The sequence below is a fragment of the Bradyrhizobium sp. CB1717 genome (genome assembly GCF_029714325.1).
Taxonomy (GTDB): Bacteria; Pseudomonadota; Alphaproteobacteria; order Rhizobiales; family Xanthobacteraceae; genus Bradyrhizobium.
The window spans coordinates 1,747,018-1,765,085 of the sequence record NZ_CP121666.1 but is presented as its reverse complement, the minus strand read 5'-3'; the positions used below and the strand labels follow the sequence as shown (position 1 = coordinate 1,765,085).

At 65.0% G+C, this 18,068-nt stretch carries 19 protein-coding genes and 1 tRNA gene; 9 read left to right on the top strand and 11 right to left on the bottom strand.

The features are described 5' to 3' along the window. Window positions 1-12: 12 nt before the first annotated feature. Window positions 13-1,695: a cache domain-containing protein gene (locus QA649_RS08465; RefSeq protein WP_283023768.1), complete on the bottom strand. Its 1,683-nt coding sequence runs from the start codon at window positions 1,693-1,695 to the stop codon at window positions 13-15. A gap of 252 nt (window positions 1,696-1,947) precedes the next feature. Here QA649_RS08465 and QA649_RS08460 point away from each other — a divergent pair, with 252 nt between their 5' ends. Further along, window positions 1,948-2,448: a hypothetical protein gene (locus QA649_RS08460; RefSeq protein ID WP_283023767.1), complete on the top strand. Its 501-nt coding sequence runs from the start codon at window positions 1,948-1,950 to the stop codon at window positions 2,446-2,448. An 11-nt stretch (window positions 2,449-2,459) separates the two neighbouring features. Then, window positions 2,460-2,933 (top strand): hypothetical protein, encoded by a 474-nt coding sequence (locus QA649_RS08455; protein ID WP_283023766.1) that lies wholly within the window; start codon window positions 2,460-2,462, stop codon window positions 2,931-2,933. A 3-nt stretch (window positions 2,934-2,936) separates the two neighbouring features. On the opposite strand, the gene QA649_RS08450 is transcribed toward QA649_RS08455, so the two are convergent. Next, a complete protein-coding gene (locus QA649_RS08450) occupies window positions 2,937-3,536 on the bottom strand; it encodes a TetR/AcrR family transcriptional regulator (protein ID WP_283023765.1) in 600 nt (199 codons plus the stop codon). A gap of 160 nt (window positions 3,537-3,696) precedes the next feature. Here QA649_RS08450 and QA649_RS08445 point away from each other — a divergent pair, with 160 nt between their 5' ends. Next, on the top strand, window positions 3,697-4,074 hold the full coding sequence (locus QA649_RS08445; protein ID WP_283023764.1) for a tautomerase family protein: 378 nt from the start codon (window positions 3,697-3,699) through the stop codon (window positions 4,072-4,074). A gap of 154 nt (window positions 4,075-4,228) precedes the next feature. Here QA649_RS08445 and QA649_RS08440 read toward each other — a convergent pair whose 3' ends face one another. The 3 genes from QA649_RS08440 to QA649_RS08430 form a co-directional block, all read right to left on the bottom strand. Continuing rightward, window positions 4,229-5,098, bottom strand: coding sequence for a DUF1989 domain-containing protein (locus tag QA649_RS08440; RefSeq protein WP_283023763.1), 870 nt, complete (start codon window positions 5,096-5,098; stop codon window positions 4,229-4,231). Between the two features lie 76 nt (window positions 5,099-5,174). Continuing rightward, window positions 5,175-6,104: a GTP-binding protein gene (locus tag QA649_RS08435; protein WP_283023762.1), complete on the bottom strand. Its 930-nt coding sequence runs from the start codon at window positions 6,102-6,104 to the stop codon at window positions 5,175-5,177. Between the two features lie 3 nt (window positions 6,105-6,107). Then, a complete protein-coding gene (locus QA649_RS08430; RefSeq protein WP_283023761.1) occupies window positions 6,108-7,598 on the bottom strand; it encodes an amidohydrolase family protein in 1,491 nt (496 codons plus the stop codon). 1,021 nt (window positions 7,599-8,619) lie between these two features. On the opposite strand from QA649_RS08430, the gene QA649_RS08425 reads away from it, so the two are divergent. The 3 genes from QA649_RS08425 (at window position 8,620) to QA649_RS08415 (ending at window position 10,904) form a co-directional block, all read left to right on the top strand. After that, window positions 8,620-9,645, top strand: a complete 1,026-nt coding sequence (locus QA649_RS08425) for an alpha/beta fold hydrolase (RefSeq protein ID WP_283023760.1) — start codon at window positions 8,620-8,622, stop codon at window positions 9,643-9,645. A gap of 196 nt (window positions 9,646-9,841) precedes the next feature. Then, window positions 9,842-10,312, top strand: a complete 471-nt coding sequence (locus QA649_RS08420; RefSeq protein ID WP_283023759.1) for a YbaK/EbsC family protein — start codon at window positions 9,842-9,844, stop codon at window positions 10,310-10,312. A 172-nt stretch (window positions 10,313-10,484) separates the two neighbouring features. Continuing rightward, window positions 10,485-10,904, top strand: coding sequence for a CBS domain-containing protein (locus QA649_RS08415; RefSeq protein ID WP_283023758.1), 420 nt, complete (start codon window positions 10,485-10,487; stop codon window positions 10,902-10,904). A 298-nt stretch (window positions 10,905-11,202) separates the two neighbouring features. On the opposite strand, the gene QA649_RS08410 is transcribed toward QA649_RS08415, so the two are convergent. From QA649_RS08410 to QA649_RS08395, 4 genes are all read right to left on the bottom strand, one after another. After that, a complete protein-coding gene (locus QA649_RS08410) occupies window positions 11,203-11,862 on the bottom strand; it encodes a 3'-5' exonuclease (protein ID WP_283023757.1) in 660 nt (219 codons plus the stop codon). Further along, entirely contained in the window at window positions 11,789-12,475 is a 687-nt protein-coding gene (locus QA649_RS08405) for a nuclease-related domain-containing protein (protein ID WP_283023756.1), read from the bottom strand. The genes QA649_RS08410 and QA649_RS08405 overlap by 74 nt, the downstream gene beginning before the upstream one ends. 119 nt (window positions 12,476-12,594) lie before the next feature. Then, window positions 12,595-12,669 (bottom strand) — tRNA-Glu (locus QA649_RS08400). A gap of 242 nt (window positions 12,670-12,911) precedes the next feature. Further along, window positions 12,912-13,253, bottom strand: coding sequence for a hypothetical protein (locus tag QA649_RS08395; protein WP_260388189.1), 342 nt, complete (start codon window positions 13,251-13,253; stop codon window positions 12,912-12,914). Here QA649_RS08395 and QA649_RS08390 point away from each other — a divergent pair. From QA649_RS08390 to QA649_RS08380, 3 genes are all read left to right on the top strand, one after another. Continuing rightward, the gene (locus tag QA649_RS08390) at window positions 13,252-14,274 is read left to right on the top strand and encodes an RluA family pseudouridine synthase (protein WP_283023755.1); all 1,023 of its coding nucleotides are present in this window, start codon (window positions 13,252-13,254) and stop codon (window positions 14,272-14,274) included. The two genes, QA649_RS08395 and QA649_RS08390, sit on opposite strands and share 2 nt — an antisense overlap. 217 nt (window positions 14,275-14,491) lie before the next feature. Continuing rightward, window positions 14,492-15,391: an RNA polymerase sigma factor RpoH gene (gene rpoH, locus QA649_RS08385; RefSeq protein ID WP_018643767.1), complete on the top strand. Its 900-nt coding sequence runs from the start codon at window positions 14,492-14,494 to the stop codon at window positions 15,389-15,391. A gap of 183 nt (window positions 15,392-15,574) precedes the next feature. Next, window positions 15,575-15,916 (top strand): hypothetical protein, encoded by a 342-nt coding sequence (locus QA649_RS08380; RefSeq protein WP_283023754.1) that lies wholly within the window; start codon window positions 15,575-15,577, stop codon window positions 15,914-15,916. Window positions 15,917-16,102: 186 nt separating this feature from the next. On the opposite strand, the gene QA649_RS08375 is transcribed toward QA649_RS08380, so the two are convergent. Both QA649_RS08375 and QA649_RS08370 read right to left on the bottom strand, forming a co-directional pair. After that, the gene (locus QA649_RS08375) at window positions 16,103-16,726 is read right to left on the bottom strand and encodes a peptidoglycan recognition family protein (protein ID WP_283023753.1); all 624 of its coding nucleotides are present in this window, start codon (window positions 16,724-16,726) and stop codon (window positions 16,103-16,105) included. Between the two features lie 35 nt (window positions 16,727-16,761). Next, the gene (locus QA649_RS08370) at window positions 16,762-17,973 is read right to left on the bottom strand and encodes a GGDEF domain-containing protein (RefSeq protein WP_283025991.1); all 1,212 of its coding nucleotides are present in this window, start codon (window positions 17,971-17,973) and stop codon (window positions 16,762-16,764) included. Window positions 17,974-18,068: the final 95 nt, after the last annotated feature.

The following is an 18,068-nucleotide window of genomic DNA, read 5'->3' as shown; positions in this document are numbered from 1 at the left end:
CCCCCCGCTATACTAGGCCGCACGCACGCCCGCAACGAAGGTGCTGACCTCGTCCTGGAGCGATTGCAGCTTCTGCGACAGCCGGCCGCTCGATTGCAGCACGAGGCCGGCGGCCTGACCGGTCTCGGCGGTCGCGTCGGTGACGCCGGAGATATTTTGCGAGACCTGGTCGGTGCCGGAGGCCGCCTCCTGCACGCTGTGCGCGATCGCCTGCGTCGCGGCGCCCTGCTCCTCGACCGCGGCCGCGATCGACGAGGAGATCTCGTTGACCTCCATGATGGTCTTGCGGATGCTCTCGATGTTGCCGACCACCTGGTTGGTCTCGGCCTGGATCGCTGTGATCTGCGCGCCGATCTCGTCGGTCGCCTTCGCGGTCTGGCTCGCCAGCGACTTCACCTCGCTCGCGACCACCGCAAAGCCCTTGCCGGCCTCGCCCGCCCGCGCCGCCTCGATGGTGGCGTTGAGCGCGAGCAAATTGGTCTGCGAGGCGATCTGGTTGATGAGGTCGATGACCTCGCCGATCTTGTGCGCAGCGGCGGCGAGCCCCTGCACGGTATCGTTGGTGCGCTGGCCGTCGGCGGCGGCCTTGTCGGCCACTGATGCGGCCTGCGCGACACGCTGGCTGATCTCGGTGATCGAGGACGACAGCTGGCCCGCGGCGGACGCCACCGTCTGCACGTTGGCCGAGGCCAGCTGGCAGGCAGTCGCGACGAAGCTCGCGCGATCGGTCGCCTTGTTCGCCGTCTCCGACATGCCTTGCGCGGCCTGCTGCATCTCGCGCGCTTCGTTGAAGACGTCGCGGACGACGGCCTGGACGCTCGCCTCGAACTTGCCGGCGAGATCGGCCATCGCCTTGCGCTTCTCGCCATCCGCCTTGCGCTTCAGCTCGTTCTGCTCGGCATGCATCTGCTGCACCGCCGACGCATTGTTCTTGAACACCGCGAGCGCCTTGGCGAGCCCGCCGACCTCGTCGCGACGATCCGTATAGGGTACCTCGAACGCGCTGTCGCCGGCGGCGAGGCGCTCGGTCAGCGCTGTGATCTTCGCGAGCGGCTTTGTGACACTGCGGCCGATCACGAACGAGGCGCCGAGGACCACGACCAGCACCGCCAGACAGATGTAGGCGAATGTCATCGCGTTCTGGCGGAACACGGCGTCGACGTCATCAAGATAGATGCCGGTGCCGATGATCCAGCCCCAGGGCGTAAAGCCCTTCACATAGGAGATCTTTCCGACCGGCTGGTCGAAGCCGGGCTTCGGCCAGAGATAGCCGTAGAAGCCCGCGCCCTTCTTGTTGACGACGTCAACGAAGCCCACGAACAGCGCATTGCCGGCCGGATCCTTCATTCCGGAGAGATCCTTGCCGTCGAGCTCGGGCTTGATCGGATGCATGACCATCCTGGGGGTCATGTCGTTGATCCAGAAATACTCGACCTTGTCGTAACGCAGGCTCTTGATCTCGGCCATCGCCGCGGCCTGCGCCTGCTCGCGCGGCAGTTTTCCTTCGCTCTCGAGCTTCTGGAAATGAGCCAGGATGCTGTAGCCGACGTCGACCATGTGCTGCGTCTTGGCCTGACGATCGGCGATCATCTGCGCGCGCAAGGTCGAAAGCGCGACCGGCGCCAGCACGATCATGCCGAGCAGGCTGATGCCGACAATGAGGACCAGCTTGAAACTGATGCGGGAGAAGATCATCGGGGCTCGCAAGAATTGGAAGGCTGATATGCCAATTTATCCCGCGCCCCTTAGCAAAGCTTTAAGCATTCGGGTTCCCGAAGGCCCGCTGAAACACGGCTTCGCCGGCCGTACCGCGGCCCGGCTCTTTAGATCTAGAAGACCTCGATATCGGCCCTCGAAGCGTTGACTTGGCGGACCCTCTGGCCGAACGATCGGTGCAGATCATCGGCGCAGCCGAAGCGCTGCGCGCCGCCAAAGGCCAGAGGCTCAATGTATCAATCGACATACGCCAAGCCCCTCGAACTGCCCGCACTGACCGCAGCGGAGCGGCTCTTCGTCTGGGGATTTCGTGCGAAGGCGCGAAGCGGCGGCGCCGTTCCGACGGCGGCCGACATCCAGCAGGTGTACGACCACTTTCGCGTTGGCGACGCCGTGCCGTCGCTGGAATCCATCATCGAGATCTTCGCCTGCACGGCGCATACGGCGATCGAGGTGCACTGTCCCACCTGTCCGCGCATGTCGGAGAGCGAGTGCGGAATCTTGCGGGCAATCGCCGCTGCGCAGAAGGAGCGCGACGACGTCGCACGCGAGCAGTTCGAGTGCTGGCTACCGCCGGTGGGCGCGGATTGGGCGCTGGCGCCGGTGCGGGGACTCGCGACCATCTTCCGCATGGCCGGCCTCATGCTGCCCGACCGGCACGTCTCCTCACGCGACCATGACCGGACGATGGCGATGAAGAGCTGGTTCGTGGGCAGCGCCACATTGCACTGACGAGATCGTTCATGATGCAGGCCATTTGCGATTCTGCGCTGGATCCGGAAGCCGGTCCGTCGCGGCTCTGTCCGCTGCAGGCCGCGCTTTCGACCCCTCGAAGCGTCGAAGGCTATGATGATTTCTGCCGCGTCGCGCTGTCGCTGTTCCGCTTCATTGGAGCTGCCTATGCGACCGGCGCATCGGATTGCTGGGAGGCGGCCTATCGCTTTGCCGACGAAGCGCCCGGCATTGCCGACAGCCCGCTGCTGGTCGCGCGCGCAGCTGCGCTGGTCAGGATCCTGCGCAGCGGCCGGCCGTGCGAACTGTGCTTCATGCCGCCGTCATGCAAGCGCCTGTCGAAGGACGAGGCGGAGTTGATGCGATTGCTGGCGATCGCACGTAGCAAGCGGCCCGGCGAACTTGAATCGGTCGTCAGTCAATTCGTCGGCAACGAGAACGAGATTGCGGCAACACGAGCAGTCAACGCGCTTGCGGTCTGCTGAGCTCTAGCCGCCCTTCTTGTCGAGCATGAGATCGATTGTGTGTGCAGCGATCTTGCGCAGCTGAGCTTCGTCGCCGTAAGCGCGCTCGAGCACGGCGAGACCGCGCGTCACGGTGACGATGTGCAGTGCTGCGGCCGCCGGATTGCCGTTGAACTCGCCTCGTTTCGCACCCGCCGACAACGTGTCCTGAACAAGCGCGGTGATGCGGGAAACGAGACTCGCAAAGGCCTGGCGTGCCTCTTCATCCAGCCCTTCGCCTTCCACCGCGCCGAGCTCCATCAGGCCGCGCGTGGTCGGACATCCCCGCGGCGGCGAGCCGGAGCGGAAATTGCTGATGGTGAGGTCGAAGAACGCGGTGAGACGTTTGCGCAAGGACCCCGTCCCGAGCGCCTTTTGCAGGGCGAGCAGATAGTCGCCCGCGTAACGCTCATAGGCCTGAAGGAACAGCGCTTCCTTGCTGCCGAACGCATTGTAGAGGCTGCCGCGCTGGACACCGGCGTCGCGCGCGATGTCCGACAGCGAGGTACCGCGAACGCCCTTGCGCCAGAACTGGTCGAACGCGATGCGCAGGACGTCGTCGTGATCGAATTCGCGCGGCCTCAAATGTTGCTCCTTCAAAAGTATTTGACACAGCGTCAAGAACATGGTTTCTCGACATCGTGTCAAAAACAAATTGGGATTGATATCCCGTTTCGTCAATAAGCCGGCGGCCGGCGCGGATGATGCGCCTGGCCGATCAGGCTCGCATGCAGAGGGACGTACGATGCCTCTCCTCCACATCTCGATGCGCGCCGGAAAGCCGGAGGCCTATCGCCGGGCGATCCTCGACGGTCTCTACCGCGCGATGCGCGAGGCGCTGAACGTGCCTGATGGCGACGAGTTCATGACCATCAGCGAGCTTTCGCCCGCGAACTTCCGCTGCGGCAATGCCTACGGCGTCAACCGCAGCGAGGACGCCGTGCTGATCCAGATCACCGTGTTCGCCTCGCGCACCCCCGAGCAGAAGAAGGCGCTGTACCGGCGGATCGCCGAGCTGCTCGGCGAGAGCCCGGGCATCCGGCCCGAGGACGTGTTCGTGAACGTGCTCGACGCGCCCAAGGAGAACTGGTCGGTGGGGCACGGCATCGCGCAATTCGCGTGAACGTGCCGGGCGCGGAATTGCCGGCGCCTCTTGAGAATTGACCGCCGGCGCGTTCGACGAGCCGCTGGGTGCGACGCCGGATCGGCATGTGCACTGGACGTCCCGCGCGGCGTGGTATGTGCACGGCGACGGATTGCCGGTGGAGGATTGAGGCTCAGCTTCCCGCATGCGCCCCGTGGTGACCGTGATAAGCACTCGGCGAGGGCCAGGTCCACCCCTTCAATGCCGTTCGATCCGGCTCGAAGATTTCGATCTTGAGCGGATGGCACGCCGCGGCATCGCTGGAATGGGTTGCGCTGCAGTCTCCACCGGGACAAGCCGACAATGCTCCGAGCAGATCGATCTCCGCGAAAAACTCGATGAAGTCGCCGGGGCGGACCGGGCTTGCCTTCATGAAATACTGGTGCGTGTCCTTGGTGAAGCCGGTGCACATGAAGACGTTGAGCACGTCGTGGACATGATGCTCCACTGCATGCGGCTCCATCTTCAGTTCGGTCGCCAGCGCACGCGACAGGTTGGAGTGACAGCAAAAATCGTAAGCCGTGCCGTTCAACAGGAGATTTGTATAAGGGTCGCAGCGCGTGCCGATCACATCGTGAATGCCGGCGCCGTCCGCGTCGAAGCCGTACCAGCCGAGCGTATCGTGACTGATGGTCGCCATCGGCCGAAGATAGGGCATATTGCTCCAGAGCCGGTCACCGGTGCCGACATGCGTGCCATGGAGCGCCCGGGTCTTGCCGCTGAAGAAGCGCTCGGAGAGATCGTCCGCGTTCCAGAGATTGAGGTCGCCGACCTGAGGGCCTTCGATACTGACGATGCGGAAGAACTGGCCGCGCACCACGCGAAAGGCACGGGCATCGCGTGGCGGCACGATGAGCTCGTGCGTCTTGACCATCGCACGGCGGGCTGCTTCGAGCGCGGCCATATCCGGCCCGGGCATCGTCCCGGCCGGATAGACGATGGCCGGCTTGGCAGCGCGGCGCGAGGCGGCATCAGCGGGGGCTGGCGGGATATTTGGAGGCATTGTTCAGTCTCGGATCGACTCGGCAAGAGGAGAGGCGGTGGCTGACGGCGGAAGCGGTTGACCCTACCGCCTCGCCTCAGCCGCCGGCAACGCACGCTTCCATGGTCCAGTCGAGCTCGGCCTGCGAGAGCACGCCGAGCTCGGCGATGAAGACGATCCGCGTTCGCGGCACGCCTGTCGGCGGCGCCTCGCCCGGCGCGAGCGTGGCGCGGCCGCCGGCGAACTGGAACACCATCTGGCGTCCCGGTTGCTCGACGGTCTCGAACAGACCTTTTGCGCGCGCGAGCTTTGGTGCGAGCCGGCCGATGGCCTGCTGCAGGCGCGGCAGCGAGATCGGCCGGTCGGAGGTCCAGCTCAGCGTCTCGAAACGTTCCTCGGCCGGCCGTTTCGGTCCCGGCTCGCGCGGGGTTGGCGCGCGATCGACGGCTGCGGGGAACAATAGCGCAGACGGAATCTCGCCGTGGTTCGCATCGACCACTACGGCGGGGACACGCTGGGCGCGGATGGCTTCGCGCATCCGCGCGGCTGCGCCCTCGTCCGCCAGATCGAGCTTGCTGAGCGCCACGATATCGGCGACGCGCAATTGCGACCGCAGCAGCGCGTCATCGAGGGCGGCTGGCGGTGTCCCCGCGTCGAGCACACAAAGCACGGTTTCGAGCGGCGCCTCGCGCAGGATCACCGGGTCCATGAGGTTGCGCACGATGTCGGCGGGATCGGCGACGCCGCTGGTCTCGATGACGATGTACTCAGGCCTGGGATCGCGCCGCAGCAGGGTCGCAAGCGTGCGGAGCAGATCGCCTTCGAGCGAGCAGCAGATGCAGCCATTGGCAAGGCTGACCACGCCGTCGCTCGCGCCCGCGATCAGCTCCGCATCGATGTTGATGGCGCCGAAATCGTTGACCACGGCGGCGATCCGTCGCCCCTCTGAATGCGCGAGCAGATGGTTCACGACCGTGGTCTTGCCGGCCCCGAGAAAACCCGTCACCAGGAGAACGGGGACCGGCATGGCTTAGCCCTCGACGACGGGGCGGCGCACCGGCTTCCCCGGCCGCGCGTTCACGTCCAGAATGCCGTCGCTGATCAGCGGCTGACCGCTGACGATCAGGTGCCGCACGCCTTCCGACGGGCGGTTCATCGCCGTGAAGGTCGCGCGGTCCGACAGCTTCTCGTAATCGAACACGACGATGTCGGCATCGGCATCCTTGGCAAGCCGGCCCTTGGCGCGCATCGCAGGCGTGCTCTGCGACAGGATCTCCGCCGGGATCAGCGCGCATTTGCGCACGCCTTCCAGCAGCGACACCGCTTTGCGCTCGCGCACCCATTCACGAATGAACTTGGTGAAGCAGCCGGCCGAGCGCGGATGCGAGGTGGCGTCATCAGGCAGCGGCCAGGCGTCGCCAGTGTAGGTCTTGCCGTCCGAGGTCGTCCACGGCATCGCATCGGAGGCAATGGCGCCGCCGGGATAGAGCACCGACATGTCGAGCAGGTCGCGGTGATGCGCATTGTGCTCGGTATCGAGGATGTGCCAGAGCACCAGCGATGACGGCTCTTCGGCCTGAGCCTTGAGCAGCTCCTCGCGATCGTGGAAGCGGTAGCCGTCGGTCACGCGCTGCACGGAATCGTACCCGGTGCCGTTGCGCTCGACGAATTGGGGATCGCTGAAGAAGGCGGCGGCGAGCACGGTCGAGCCGGTGCCGTAAGGATAGGCTTCGACCGTGATCGGCAGGCCCTGCGCCTGCGCCTTCTCGACCAGCACGCGGCAGCGCTCGATGTCGGTCTTGCTCGACGAGTTGAAATGGCAGATGTGCATGTGCGCGCCGGTGGCGCCGGCATAGCCGATCAGGCGGATATAGGCTTCCACCGCGCTCTCGGGGTCGATGCGCGACATGAAAGCGACGTGGGTAAAGGTCGGCACGTCCTGCTTCGCGGCGAGCTGGCACACCGCGGTCAGCTCCTGCACGCCGGCGCCCGGCGCATAGGCATTGAGGATGCCGATCCCGATGCCGCCCTCGTTCAGGCCGCGGTTGAGGCGTTCGAGAATGCCGGCGACTTCCGCATCGGTTGCGACGTTGTCCATCCAGCGGCGATCGCGCATGGCGTTGCCGAACGCCTCCAGCGAGCTCTCCGCATTGGAGCCCGTCATGGCGCCGATGCGGGCAAAGGCCCAGTTGGTGGCGGCGCCATAGTTCAGCACGCGGCCCTTCCGCGCCTGGCGCTCATACCAGGACCCGACCGGCAGCACGCCGGCTTCGAGATCAAGCGTCGTCGTGACGCCGTCAAAAGCCTGCATGCGGTCGGCCGGGATCGACTGGCCATGGGCATGGAGATCGATGAAGCCGGGCGCGACCACCAGGCCAGTGGCGTCGATCACCCGTTCGGCGCCGCCAAGCCCCGTGCCGACAGCGGCGATCTTGCCGTCCACCACCGCCACATCGCCGATGGCATCCATCCCACTCGCGGGATCCACCACCCGGCCGCCAGAGATCACCAAACCGCTCATCTCGTCACTCCGAAAAGCCATTGCAAAAACCTCCAAAGGCCCGGCAGCAGCTCCGGAGGCACGTCGGCGCGCATAGTGCAGATTCTGGAGAGAACGACCACCACCACCGATGCCGATGCTGCATGCTTGTAAGTGAGGCCGATGAACGCAGGGCGTGTATCGGGACCGGAGCGCAACAACGCCGCTGCGTCAATTCGCCGGTCCAATCGGCACGCGCCCGCGCTCTCGCGGCAGGATCTGCCCGAGCTGTGCTTCGCTTCACACCCTCTCTTGGGAAAGGGCGCAGGGAAGACCGGGCGCCAGCTGGCACCCATAAGACCCCTGCCCTGAACGAATGCACACGCAATGCACAGGGGAGACACAGGGCAGCCGAAACCAGGCCTTCCCTGCGCGATGGTCTGACGGCCTATGCCGCGCTCTCCCGGGAGCCAAGTTCCTTCTGGCCTCCCTCGCCTCCGCGAAAGTCACGGCACCGCGCCAGTTGACGCGATGACGCCTTCGCCAGGGCTTGACCGTAGCAACGACGGCCAGGACCACACGGTTTCGCCGTACGCGGACTGACCCTGCTTCGCCAGAGGCACCACAGGACTTGAGCGCCGTCCGTCTTCGCGGTCCGCGCCATGCTCACGAGGTTCATCTCGCCCTGCACGCGCAAGCTCCGCCTTTAACGCCGCCCGCGTCCACCGCAACCCAGCCCGCGCTCGAAACGACGTACGACCGCCCCTTTGGTGGGCTGGGATGGGCGACACATACGACAAATCCGAATTTCGGTAAAGTGGAATATTTTTGTGGCGAGAGGTTGACAGTGACACGGGCTGTTTTGCCCGACGTCAGTAGCTCCCATCCACCCCCGCCGACACCGCACTGCGGATCGGTCTTCACGATCGGCGCGGCACGCGGACGCTATGGTGCATGCATCCGCGAAGTAACTCTGCACGGTCCTGCCGTCTTCTCGCCCCCATTGTCATTCAGTGAGACAGGCGGGGCGGCTTACGGTGGGCATAGTTCCCTGGGGTTCCGTGTGATCGTCCGACGTCTTCTGCAACCCGACTCCCGTCATTCTGTTTCGCGCCGCGCTCTCCTCGGCGGACTTGCGTCGGCAGGGAGTGCCCTCGCGCTCGGCGGATGCGCTGGCTTAGGCGCGACCGGCGCGCGCTTCGACGCGTCGTCCCTCTCCGTTGACCCCACGTTGCTCGTCACCACCACGCGCAAGCCCGTGGGCGGCGGCCGCACCAAACCCTGGTTCGGGCCGGAGCGCGCGACGAGCATGACGGTCGCGCGGGCCAGGCTGGTGGCCCCGGACGAGAGCCGTCTTTCCCTCGCCTCGGTGGGACTCGGCGATTGGCGTCTCGATCGGATCGAACCGGTGTCGGCCGACGCCGGCGATCTCGCTGCGCAGGCCGGCGGAGGCGACGTGCTGATCTACGTGCACGGCTTCAAGCAGACATTCGAGACGGCGGTGCTGGATGCCGCCCATCTCTCCGATGGGATCAAGTTCCGCGGCCGGACCATGGCATTCTCCTGGCCCTCCAAGGCAGGACTGTTCGACTATGCCTATGACCGCGACAGCGCGATGTGGTCTCGCGACGATTTCGAGCGCGTGCTCTCTGCGCTCGTGTCGGCGCCAAGCAGCGGTCGCGTGCACATCGTTGCGCACAGCATGGGAACCATGCTGACCCTCGAAAGCCTGCGTCAGCTCTATGCGCGATACGGCGACACGGTCACGAGCAGGATCGGCGCGGTCGTGTTTGCCGCGCCCGATATCGACATGGACGTGTTCTCGTCGGCCATCCAGCGCATCGGCCCGCTGGCCGGCAAGATCACCGTGATCGCCGCGACGAACGATCGGGCACTCGCGCTGTCGGGCCAGATCGCAGGTGGAATGACCCGGGTCGGCGCCGCCGAGAAGGCCGCCATCGCGCGGCTCGGTGTGCGTGTGGTCGATGCCTCGCAGGAAGGCTGGGGCATCATCAACCACGATCTGTTTCTTTCGAATGCGGACGTGCAGCGGGTGATCCGCCGCTCGATCGACGGCACGACGGCGTAAGAGAGCACCCGCGCCGAGCCGCGCGAAAAGCCTGCTCCTGCGCACGCTCGCTGCGGCTCCGAGGGGAAATGAATTGCAGCTTGCGGATGGAAGACCTATGTTGGGTCTCTAGTCAGGCAGCCGCCCATCGTATGGCGAGAGTCTGCAGGGTCGACCTCACGGTGGATGGTTTCCATTCAGCATCGGAGGTGATGCCATGGCCATTGCTCCCACGCTCCAGAAATACCTCGCCGCTGAGAACATCCAGTACGAGGTGATCCCGCACGAACTCAGCATGACGTCCGCTCGAACGGCCCAGGCATGCCATATCTCGGGCGACCGCCTCGCCAAGGGCATCGTGTTGCGGCGCGATGGCGGATACATGCTGGCGGTCCTGCCCGCATCGCACCACCTCCGCCTGTCGGACCTGAGGACAAGCCTCGGCGACAATGTCCACATGGCCGATGAAACCGAGATCAATCGGCTGTTCAGCGACTGTGCACACGGTGCAGTCCCTGCCGTCGGCAAATGCTACGGATTGGATATCATCGTCGACGACAGCATCGAGGCACAGCCGGACATCTATATGGAAGCCGGCGATCATGAGACGCTGCTTCATATGGGTCACACGCAGTTTGCGCGCCTGACGGCCAACGCACCGCACGGGCGCTTCAGCGCGCATGACTGAAGATTTTGTACACCGCCCATTGCCCTTGCTATCCTGGGCGGGAACTCTGGCCGCGAAGCGCCGTCATACCTGAGCAGGTGGCGGCGAGAGCGCTCGTCTGGTCGGAGTTCGGAAGATGGGGGTGCCGCTGCATTGCATCAACGCGACTGAAACCCACGAACGGAGGCGCGCCATGAAGGTCAAAGACGTGATGCACAAGGGTGTCGACTGGGTCAGCCCCGACACCCCAATCACCGAGCTTGCCAAGCTGATGCGGGCGCATGACATCGGCTGCATTCCGATTGGCGAGGATGACAAGCTGGTCGGAATGGTGACCGACCGCGACATCGTCTGCAAAGGACTCGCGAGCCACGGCTTCGATGCCGGCCGCGCGAAAGCGCGCGACGTGATGACCGAGGGCATCCATTGCTGCCGCGAGGACGATGACCTCGCCAAGGCGATGCATCACATGGAGAAGCTGCAGGTCCGCAGGCTCCCGGTGATCAACAAGAGCAAGCGGATGGTCGGCATCATCAGCCTGGGTGACGTCGGTCATTCCACGTCGGGTGATATGCTGACCGAGACCGTCAGGAGCGTTTCGGCGCATCACTGAACTTGCGGCCAGGACTTACGGCAGGGCTTCTCTCGCGATCGCCGCTCGAACAGGCGTTGAGGGGAGCCCGAGCCATGCGCTCGTCATGCAACAATCGCGCGGCGCGGAAGCGACGGCGCGATGTGGCGCATTTTGCGCCGGAGTGAATGCAAGGCGGGTCCACTCGATCTCGTCATCAGCGGCGGCGCTGCGGCGCGCAAACCTACCACGATCTGTTTCTTTCGAATGCGGACGTGCAGCGGGTGATCCGCCGCTCGATCGACGACACTACGGGTGATAGAGCGCCCGCGCGGCCGGCCTACGCGATCAAACGCTGCACCAATTCCGACTCACTCGAATACGTCAGGAGCGCCTCGTGAGTCGCTCGAGTAATCCCAACATAGGTCACCCGGACACACTCCTCGACGGTCTCGCCGTGGCGGCCGAGCAAGCCCAAGCCGGCAATGGCGACGCAGGGAAACTCCAGCCCCTTCGCGGTGTGCATGCTCAAGAACCGCACGGCCACCCGCTTGACCGAAACTCTGTTGCGGTTGTCCTTGGCCATATCGATCGGCACATCATGCCTGGCGAGTATCTGCCCGACCCGCCCGCCGATCCAGTGCTCGGTGTAGAGACACGCCATCTGCGACCACTCGTACCCGGCCTTTTTCCTATCGAGAAACCACTCGGCGACGCAGTGAGCCTCTGCGTCGATGCTCACGCACCGCCGTACGGCGGGCTCCACTCCCTGCCGGCCCGCATCTTCGGGCAGCAGGATGGCGCGCTCATCGTCGGCCGTGATGCCCGGAGCGCCAATGACGTCTGCAGCGAAGCGTTTCGCGAAGGCGACGATTTGCGCAGTGTTGCGGTAGTTGACTTTCAATACGCTCGTTCTGCCCTTGGCCTCAATTCCGAGTTGGCTCCATACCGGGCGTTCGCGCCCTTTGTAGATGGCTTGGATGTCGTCGTAGACGACCATCAGCGCCTTCGTGCGCCCGCAGGCGGTCGAACTGCGGCATGGACAGCGGCTGTTCGGGACGCGGATGAACCATGCGCCACAATCTGGTCCGGAATTCTTCGGGATCCACGGTCTCCGTCATTTCATCCTTGAAAAGACACAGATGCTCGGCCAGCACCTCCTTGAGATTGGTCTGATCGAACTGCTTGCGCGTGATGTTCGTGAATACGGCCCCAAAGCCGAACGGAACAATGGACCGGCCCGCGAAACGATGACCGGGCGGAAACAACAATTGCCCGTCGCGCTCCAGCGTGCGCACGACCTCGAACGTATACCTGCGCGCCTGCTCGAGGGGATTGCTCTCCCGTACAACACCACGACTGGTCAGCAACTCGACCTTTGTCTTGTCCGCCGAAACAATCGTCTCCAGGCGCCAGTCTTTCACCTCGAGCACGAGCAGGCCGTTCGCGGGGTGAACGATGATGAAATCCGGATGCCGGTTGAGGGGGCCGACAGGGAGATAGTGCCAAACGACAGCGTTCTCTTCGAGGAAGTCCTTGAGTCGTTCCGCCAGTCGTAGCTCCCCACGACTGTCGAAGCGTGCGAAGCCGAGACTGGGGATCAGGATGGCCATGTGACGACCGCGAGCGCCATTGCGGACCACCTTGTGAGGCTACGTGCGTAGCAGGGCGGTCTCTCCAGGCTCACATGGTTGCCTAGAGTGTGCAGGTTTTCAATGGCTTCGGATTTGTCTGGCGCTCCCTAGGGGAATCGAACCCCTGTTTCAGCCTTGAGAGGGCCGCGTCCTAACCGCTAGACGAAGGGAGCGTGAGGGACAGGACATAGCCGCGAATTTTGCCCACGGCAAGGTGGGATTCACGGGTTTCAGATGGCCTTTTCCACGGTCGTCCTGGCGAAAGCCAGGTGAACTCGGGGGGACCCATGACCCCGAATGGTGATGGTTAAGGCACTTCGGAGTCATGATCTCGTTCACCCAACTGGATTCGGTGGCTATGGGTCCTGACCTTCGCCAGGACGACGCCGGGGTTTTGGCGAATATCCGGGCGGCCTCACGGCTCGTTGGCGAATTTCAGCTTTCCGGCCGGCCTCAAGGTGTGGGCGTCAAAAGTGCGGATCTCGGTGACCCCGCCGATATCGAGCGTGATCACCAGGCGGTCGCCGGCGACCCCGGTCGCGACGATCCTGGCGCCCTTGGGCAGGGTGGCGGTGACGTCGCCGGCGGCTTCGACCGCCCTTCCCTCCGACTTGAAAAGGCGGTAGCCCACCGCGATCAGCACGGCGCAGATCGCCAGCGCCGTGGTCAACCCCGCGATCAGCATCATCCGCCGCACCCGCGCGAACAGCGCGGCCTGCTCGGGGGTCGGTTCGGGAATAGCGGTTTCGGTCGTCATGGAAAGTCTTGGCCCTAAAAGTCTTGGCTCTGCGCAGAGGTTGGAGGTTGTCGTCGCCGGCGACGAGGGTTCGCCCCGGCTCGACCGCGTGCTAGCGGCGCACCTCGCCGACCTGTCGCGATCGCGGCTGAAAGCCCTGATCCTGGCGGGCGCGGTGAGCCTGAAGGCTTCCGCCATCCGCGACCCCGCTTATCACGTCGCATCCGGCGATACGATCATAATCGACGTGCCGGAGGCGGCGCCCGCCGAGCCGAAAGGCGAGGATATCGCCCTCGATATCGTGTTCGAGGACGACGACATCATCGTCATCAACAAGCCCAAGGGGCTGGTGGTCCACCCCGCGGCCGGCCACGAGACCGGCACGCTGGTGAACGCGCTGATCGCCCATTGCGGCGCTTCGCTGTCGGGCATCGGCGGGGTGCGCCGGCCCGGCATCGTGCACCGGCTGGACAAGGACACCACAGGGCTGATGGTGGTCGCCAAGAACGACCTCGCCCATGCCTCGCTGTCGGCCCAGTTCGCCGACCACGGCCGCACCGGCGAGATGAAGCGCGGCTACATGGCCTTTGCCTGGGGCGTGCCGAACCGGCATCGCGGCACAGTCGATGCGCCGATCGACCGCCACCCGCACGCCCGCGAGAAGATGGCGGTGCGGCAGGGCGGCCGCGAGGCGGTCACCCATTGGGAGATCCTGGAGAGCTTTTCGGCGCGCGACGGCAAGCCGATCGCCGCCCTGCTGTCCTGCGAGCTCGAGACCGGGCGCACCCACCAGATCCGCGTCCACCTCGCCCATATCGGCCACCCCCTGATGGGGGACGCCGTCTATGGCCCGCATTTCAAGACCAAGGCGAACCAGCTCGGGCCGGAATCGCAGGGCGCATTAACCGCGCTCGGGCGGCAGGCCCTGCATGCCTATCTGCTGGTATTGGAGCACCCGAGGACGGGAGAATTACTCCACTGGGAGGCGCCTCTGCCGGAGGATTTGCTTCTCCTGGAGGGCGCACTGAAAGCGGCGCTATGACGCAGGTCGTTTAAGAAAGGCGTTACATTACAAAAAGTTATAGCTGCCACACGGGGACGTGACGTCAGCAATCCTTCCCTTTTCACCCCCCCATGGGGTATATTGCGCCTGCGTTGGAAATGACCAGCGCGGAACATCGCAGCCCGGCCGGCTTTGACACAGCGGTCGTCTGCCTGGCCCGCCGCTATCGGGGGCCTGAACCTTTGGAGGGCGCACTATGGCCCGTACCGCTGCTTTGCCGGTCCTCAATGGAGAATCCGGCCTTTCTCGCTACCTCGCCGAGATCCGCAAGTTCCCGATGCTGGAACCCCAGCAGGAATACATGCTCGCCAAGCGTTGGCGCGAGCATGATGATCGCGACGCGGCGCACCAACTCGTCACCAGCCATCTCCGCCTCGTGGCCAAGATCGCCATGGGCTATCGCGGCTACGGCCTGCCGATCTCCGAGGTCGTCTCGGAAGGCAATGTCGGCCTCATGCAGGCGGTGAAGCGTTTCGAACCCGAGAAGGGGTTCCGTCTCGCCACCTACGCCATGTGGTGGATCAAGGCGTCGATTCAAGAGTACATCCTGCGTTCCTGGTCGCTCGTGAAGATGGGCACCACCGCGAACCAGAAGAAGCTGTTCTTCAACCTGCGCAAGGCGAAGAGCAAGATCAACGCGCTGGACGAGGGCGATCTCCGCCCCGACCAGGTCGCGACCATCGCCAAGCGCCTCGGCGTGACGGACCAGGACGTGATCGACATGAACCGCCGCCTCGGTGGCGACGCGTCGCTCAACGCCCCGATCCGCGACGACGGCGAAGCCGGCGAATGGCAGGACTGGCTGGTCGACAACACGCCCAACCAGGAAGCCCTGATGGCGGAGCACGAGGAGTATGATCACCGCCGTGACGCGCTGAACGGCGCCATGGGCGTGCTCAACCCGCGCGAACGCCGCATCTTCGAGGCCCGTCGCCTCGCCGATGAGCCGATGACGCTGGAAGACCTTGCCGCCGAGTTCGGCGTGTCGCGCGAGCGCGTCCGCCAGATCGAGGTCCGCGCCTTCGAGAAGGTGCAGTCCGCGGTCAAGGGCACGATCGCAAGGCAGGAACAGGCCGCGCTGGAAGCCGCTCACTAAGCGGGCTTGCGCGGCAAGAGATTGGCGGATCGAAAGAGACGAAAAGCCGGCGGCAACGCCGGCTTTTTTCTTTGCGTGTGAGCTGCGGCATGTTTCGCGGCGATGCCGGGGGCATCTTGAACGCCCGTGACGGGTGGCCCGACAAACTCTTGTCGGGCCACATCCGGAGAACGGACACGCGCCGTGTCGATCATCCTGCAATCCACCGTCGGCGGCTTCGAAGCCCAGTTCATGCGCAAGCTGCCGCTGGTCGAGCAGGCGATGCGCGAGCACGGGCTCGAGCCGTCCGAGTTCGTGATCTCCAAGGACTATGCCTCGACCGCGACAGTGCCGTTCGTCGGTCCCTTCTTCTACGATTACAGCGTGTTCTTCGGCGAGGAGACATTCACCGTCACCGAGCCGAACGACATGGTGTTCCTGGACTACTTCTTCAAACGCGTGCTGGCTGCGGACGGCCCGCCGGAAGTACCGCGGCGGCCGGGCCTGATCCGGCGGTTGTTCAGCTGGATGGCGCAGCCGGTTTAACTGCTCTTCCCCCCTCCCCTTGCGGGAGAGGGTGGCTCGCCGCAGAGCGGCGAGACGGGTGAGGGGTTATCTCCGCGCGTGGCTCTCATGCGATTGAATTCGCGGAGAGAGACCCCTCATCCGGCGCTTCGCGCCACTTCTCCCGCAAGGGGAGAAGGAAGAGCACACCGCCGACGCCTCACCGGCCTACTCCCCCCAAATCCTCGCCAGCGTCGCGAGCCAGCAGCCTTCGCAATAGCGCGCGTCCTTGTAGTCGATCCAGTTGTGCGCATAGACGTGGTCCAGCGGGATGTCGTAGCGCGCGCGCAGCACCTTCACGAGGATCTTCCATGCCGCGACCTGCGCCTCGGTCGGTCCCGTCGTGACGTCAGGATAGTTGCCGGCGAACTCGACGCCGATCGAATTGTCGCGCACGACCTGGCGATAGGTCGGCTTGTTATCGATATACTTGTTGTCGTTGCGGTTGGCGCCGTCGCCGTGGGTCGGCACCAGGGTCTCGGCGACCGCCCAGTAGACCGTGCCGTCGGTCTCCACCCACACCGTGACGCCGCGGCGCGTCGGATTCCTCGATTGCTCCGCGGCGCCGCCGCGGGCCGAGCCCGCCGGCCCCTCGGTCTGGTGCACGATGATGTTGCGCCACGGATGGGCGCTGCGGACATCGCCCCAGGGCGCGAGCCAGACCATCTTCAGGCCGGGAATGTCGGGCGTGCCGGGGGCGCGCGCGATCTTCGCGAACTCGGCGTCGGTTGCGGCGGCTGGCGAGATCAGAAGAGCGGCGAGGATGGCCGCGAGCAGGCGAGACTTCATCATGCGGGGTCCAATGACGGACCAGATCGTAGCAGGCTTTACGCGAATGTGCGCTTGCCCTCGGCCGGGCTGATCGGCTCCGGCGCGAGCGGCGGGGCCGGATCGTAGACCGCAAAATCGTTCTTGCCGTTCTTCTTGGCGGCATAGAGGGCGTGGTCGGCATGCGCGATGAGGCGGTCCGGGAATTGGCCGATGCCGCGGTCCCACTCGGCGACGCCGATCGAGATCGCAATCGGGATCTCCTTGGCCGTGCAGGCGGCGGCATCCTGGCGGCAGACCTCGAGCACGCGGCGGGCGATCGCGGCAGCCTCGCGCAGGGACGACGACGGCAGCACGATGCAAAACTCGTCGCCGCCGGTGCGGGCGAGCATGTCGCCGGGCCGCAACCGCGTCTGCGCCATCAGGGTGAAGTGGCGCAGGCATTCGTCGCCCGCGGCATGGCCGTGGGTGTCGTTGATGGTCTTGAAGCCGTCGAGGTCGATCACCAGCAGCGAGAACGGCTCGCCGCTGCGCTCCGAACGGGCGCATTCCTCGGACAGGCGCTGCAGCAGATGGCGCCGGTTGGCGACGCCGGTGAGATCGTCGAGCAGCGCGAGGTCGGCGACCTCGCCCCGCAGCCGGTCCATCGCCATCAGCAGGAAGCCGAAATTGAGCGTCATCGACAGGAACAGCAGCCCCAGCACCATGACGGCATGGTTCTGACCGCCCGCGACGGCCGAGAAATCATAGCCGAGCAGATTGCCCACCGTACGCACCAGCAATAGCCCGATGATGCTGAGAATGACGATGCCGGACAGCCGCGCGCCCGGGCTGACGCGGCCCTCCGGCGGCAGCAGCAGCAGATGCAGCGCCAGCACCAGCGGCAGCCCCTGCCCCACCGTGTAGCTGAGCATGCGCAATTGCATGTGCTCGAAGCCGATCATGAAGAACACGACGCCGGCAAGGCTCAGGCATTGCGCTGCGATCATGATGCGCCAGGAGACCGGCCGGTCATAGAAGCGCTGAATGCCCATGGCGGCGAAGCAGCTCGCCGCCATGACGCCAGCAGCGCCAAGCAGCAGCGGCACGGGGGATGTGACGAACAGGCGGATCAGGGCCGTCATCGCGCCGGCCGCGCCGACGAAGGATGATGCCATCCAGAACCGCGCGGCGGCGAATTTCGGATAGGAGCGCGTCACGTAGGCCCAGATCAGGCCGAGCGCGAGGAAGTTGACGACGAAGACCGTCCACAGTGTCGGTACGTTCAGCATGGCGAGCGCAGCGCGCACAGCGTCGCGTCCCCCATTCCTGGCAGCCGTCCGTCCATGACCCATCCCCGTCTTCTTGCGGGGAACAATGCGCGGGT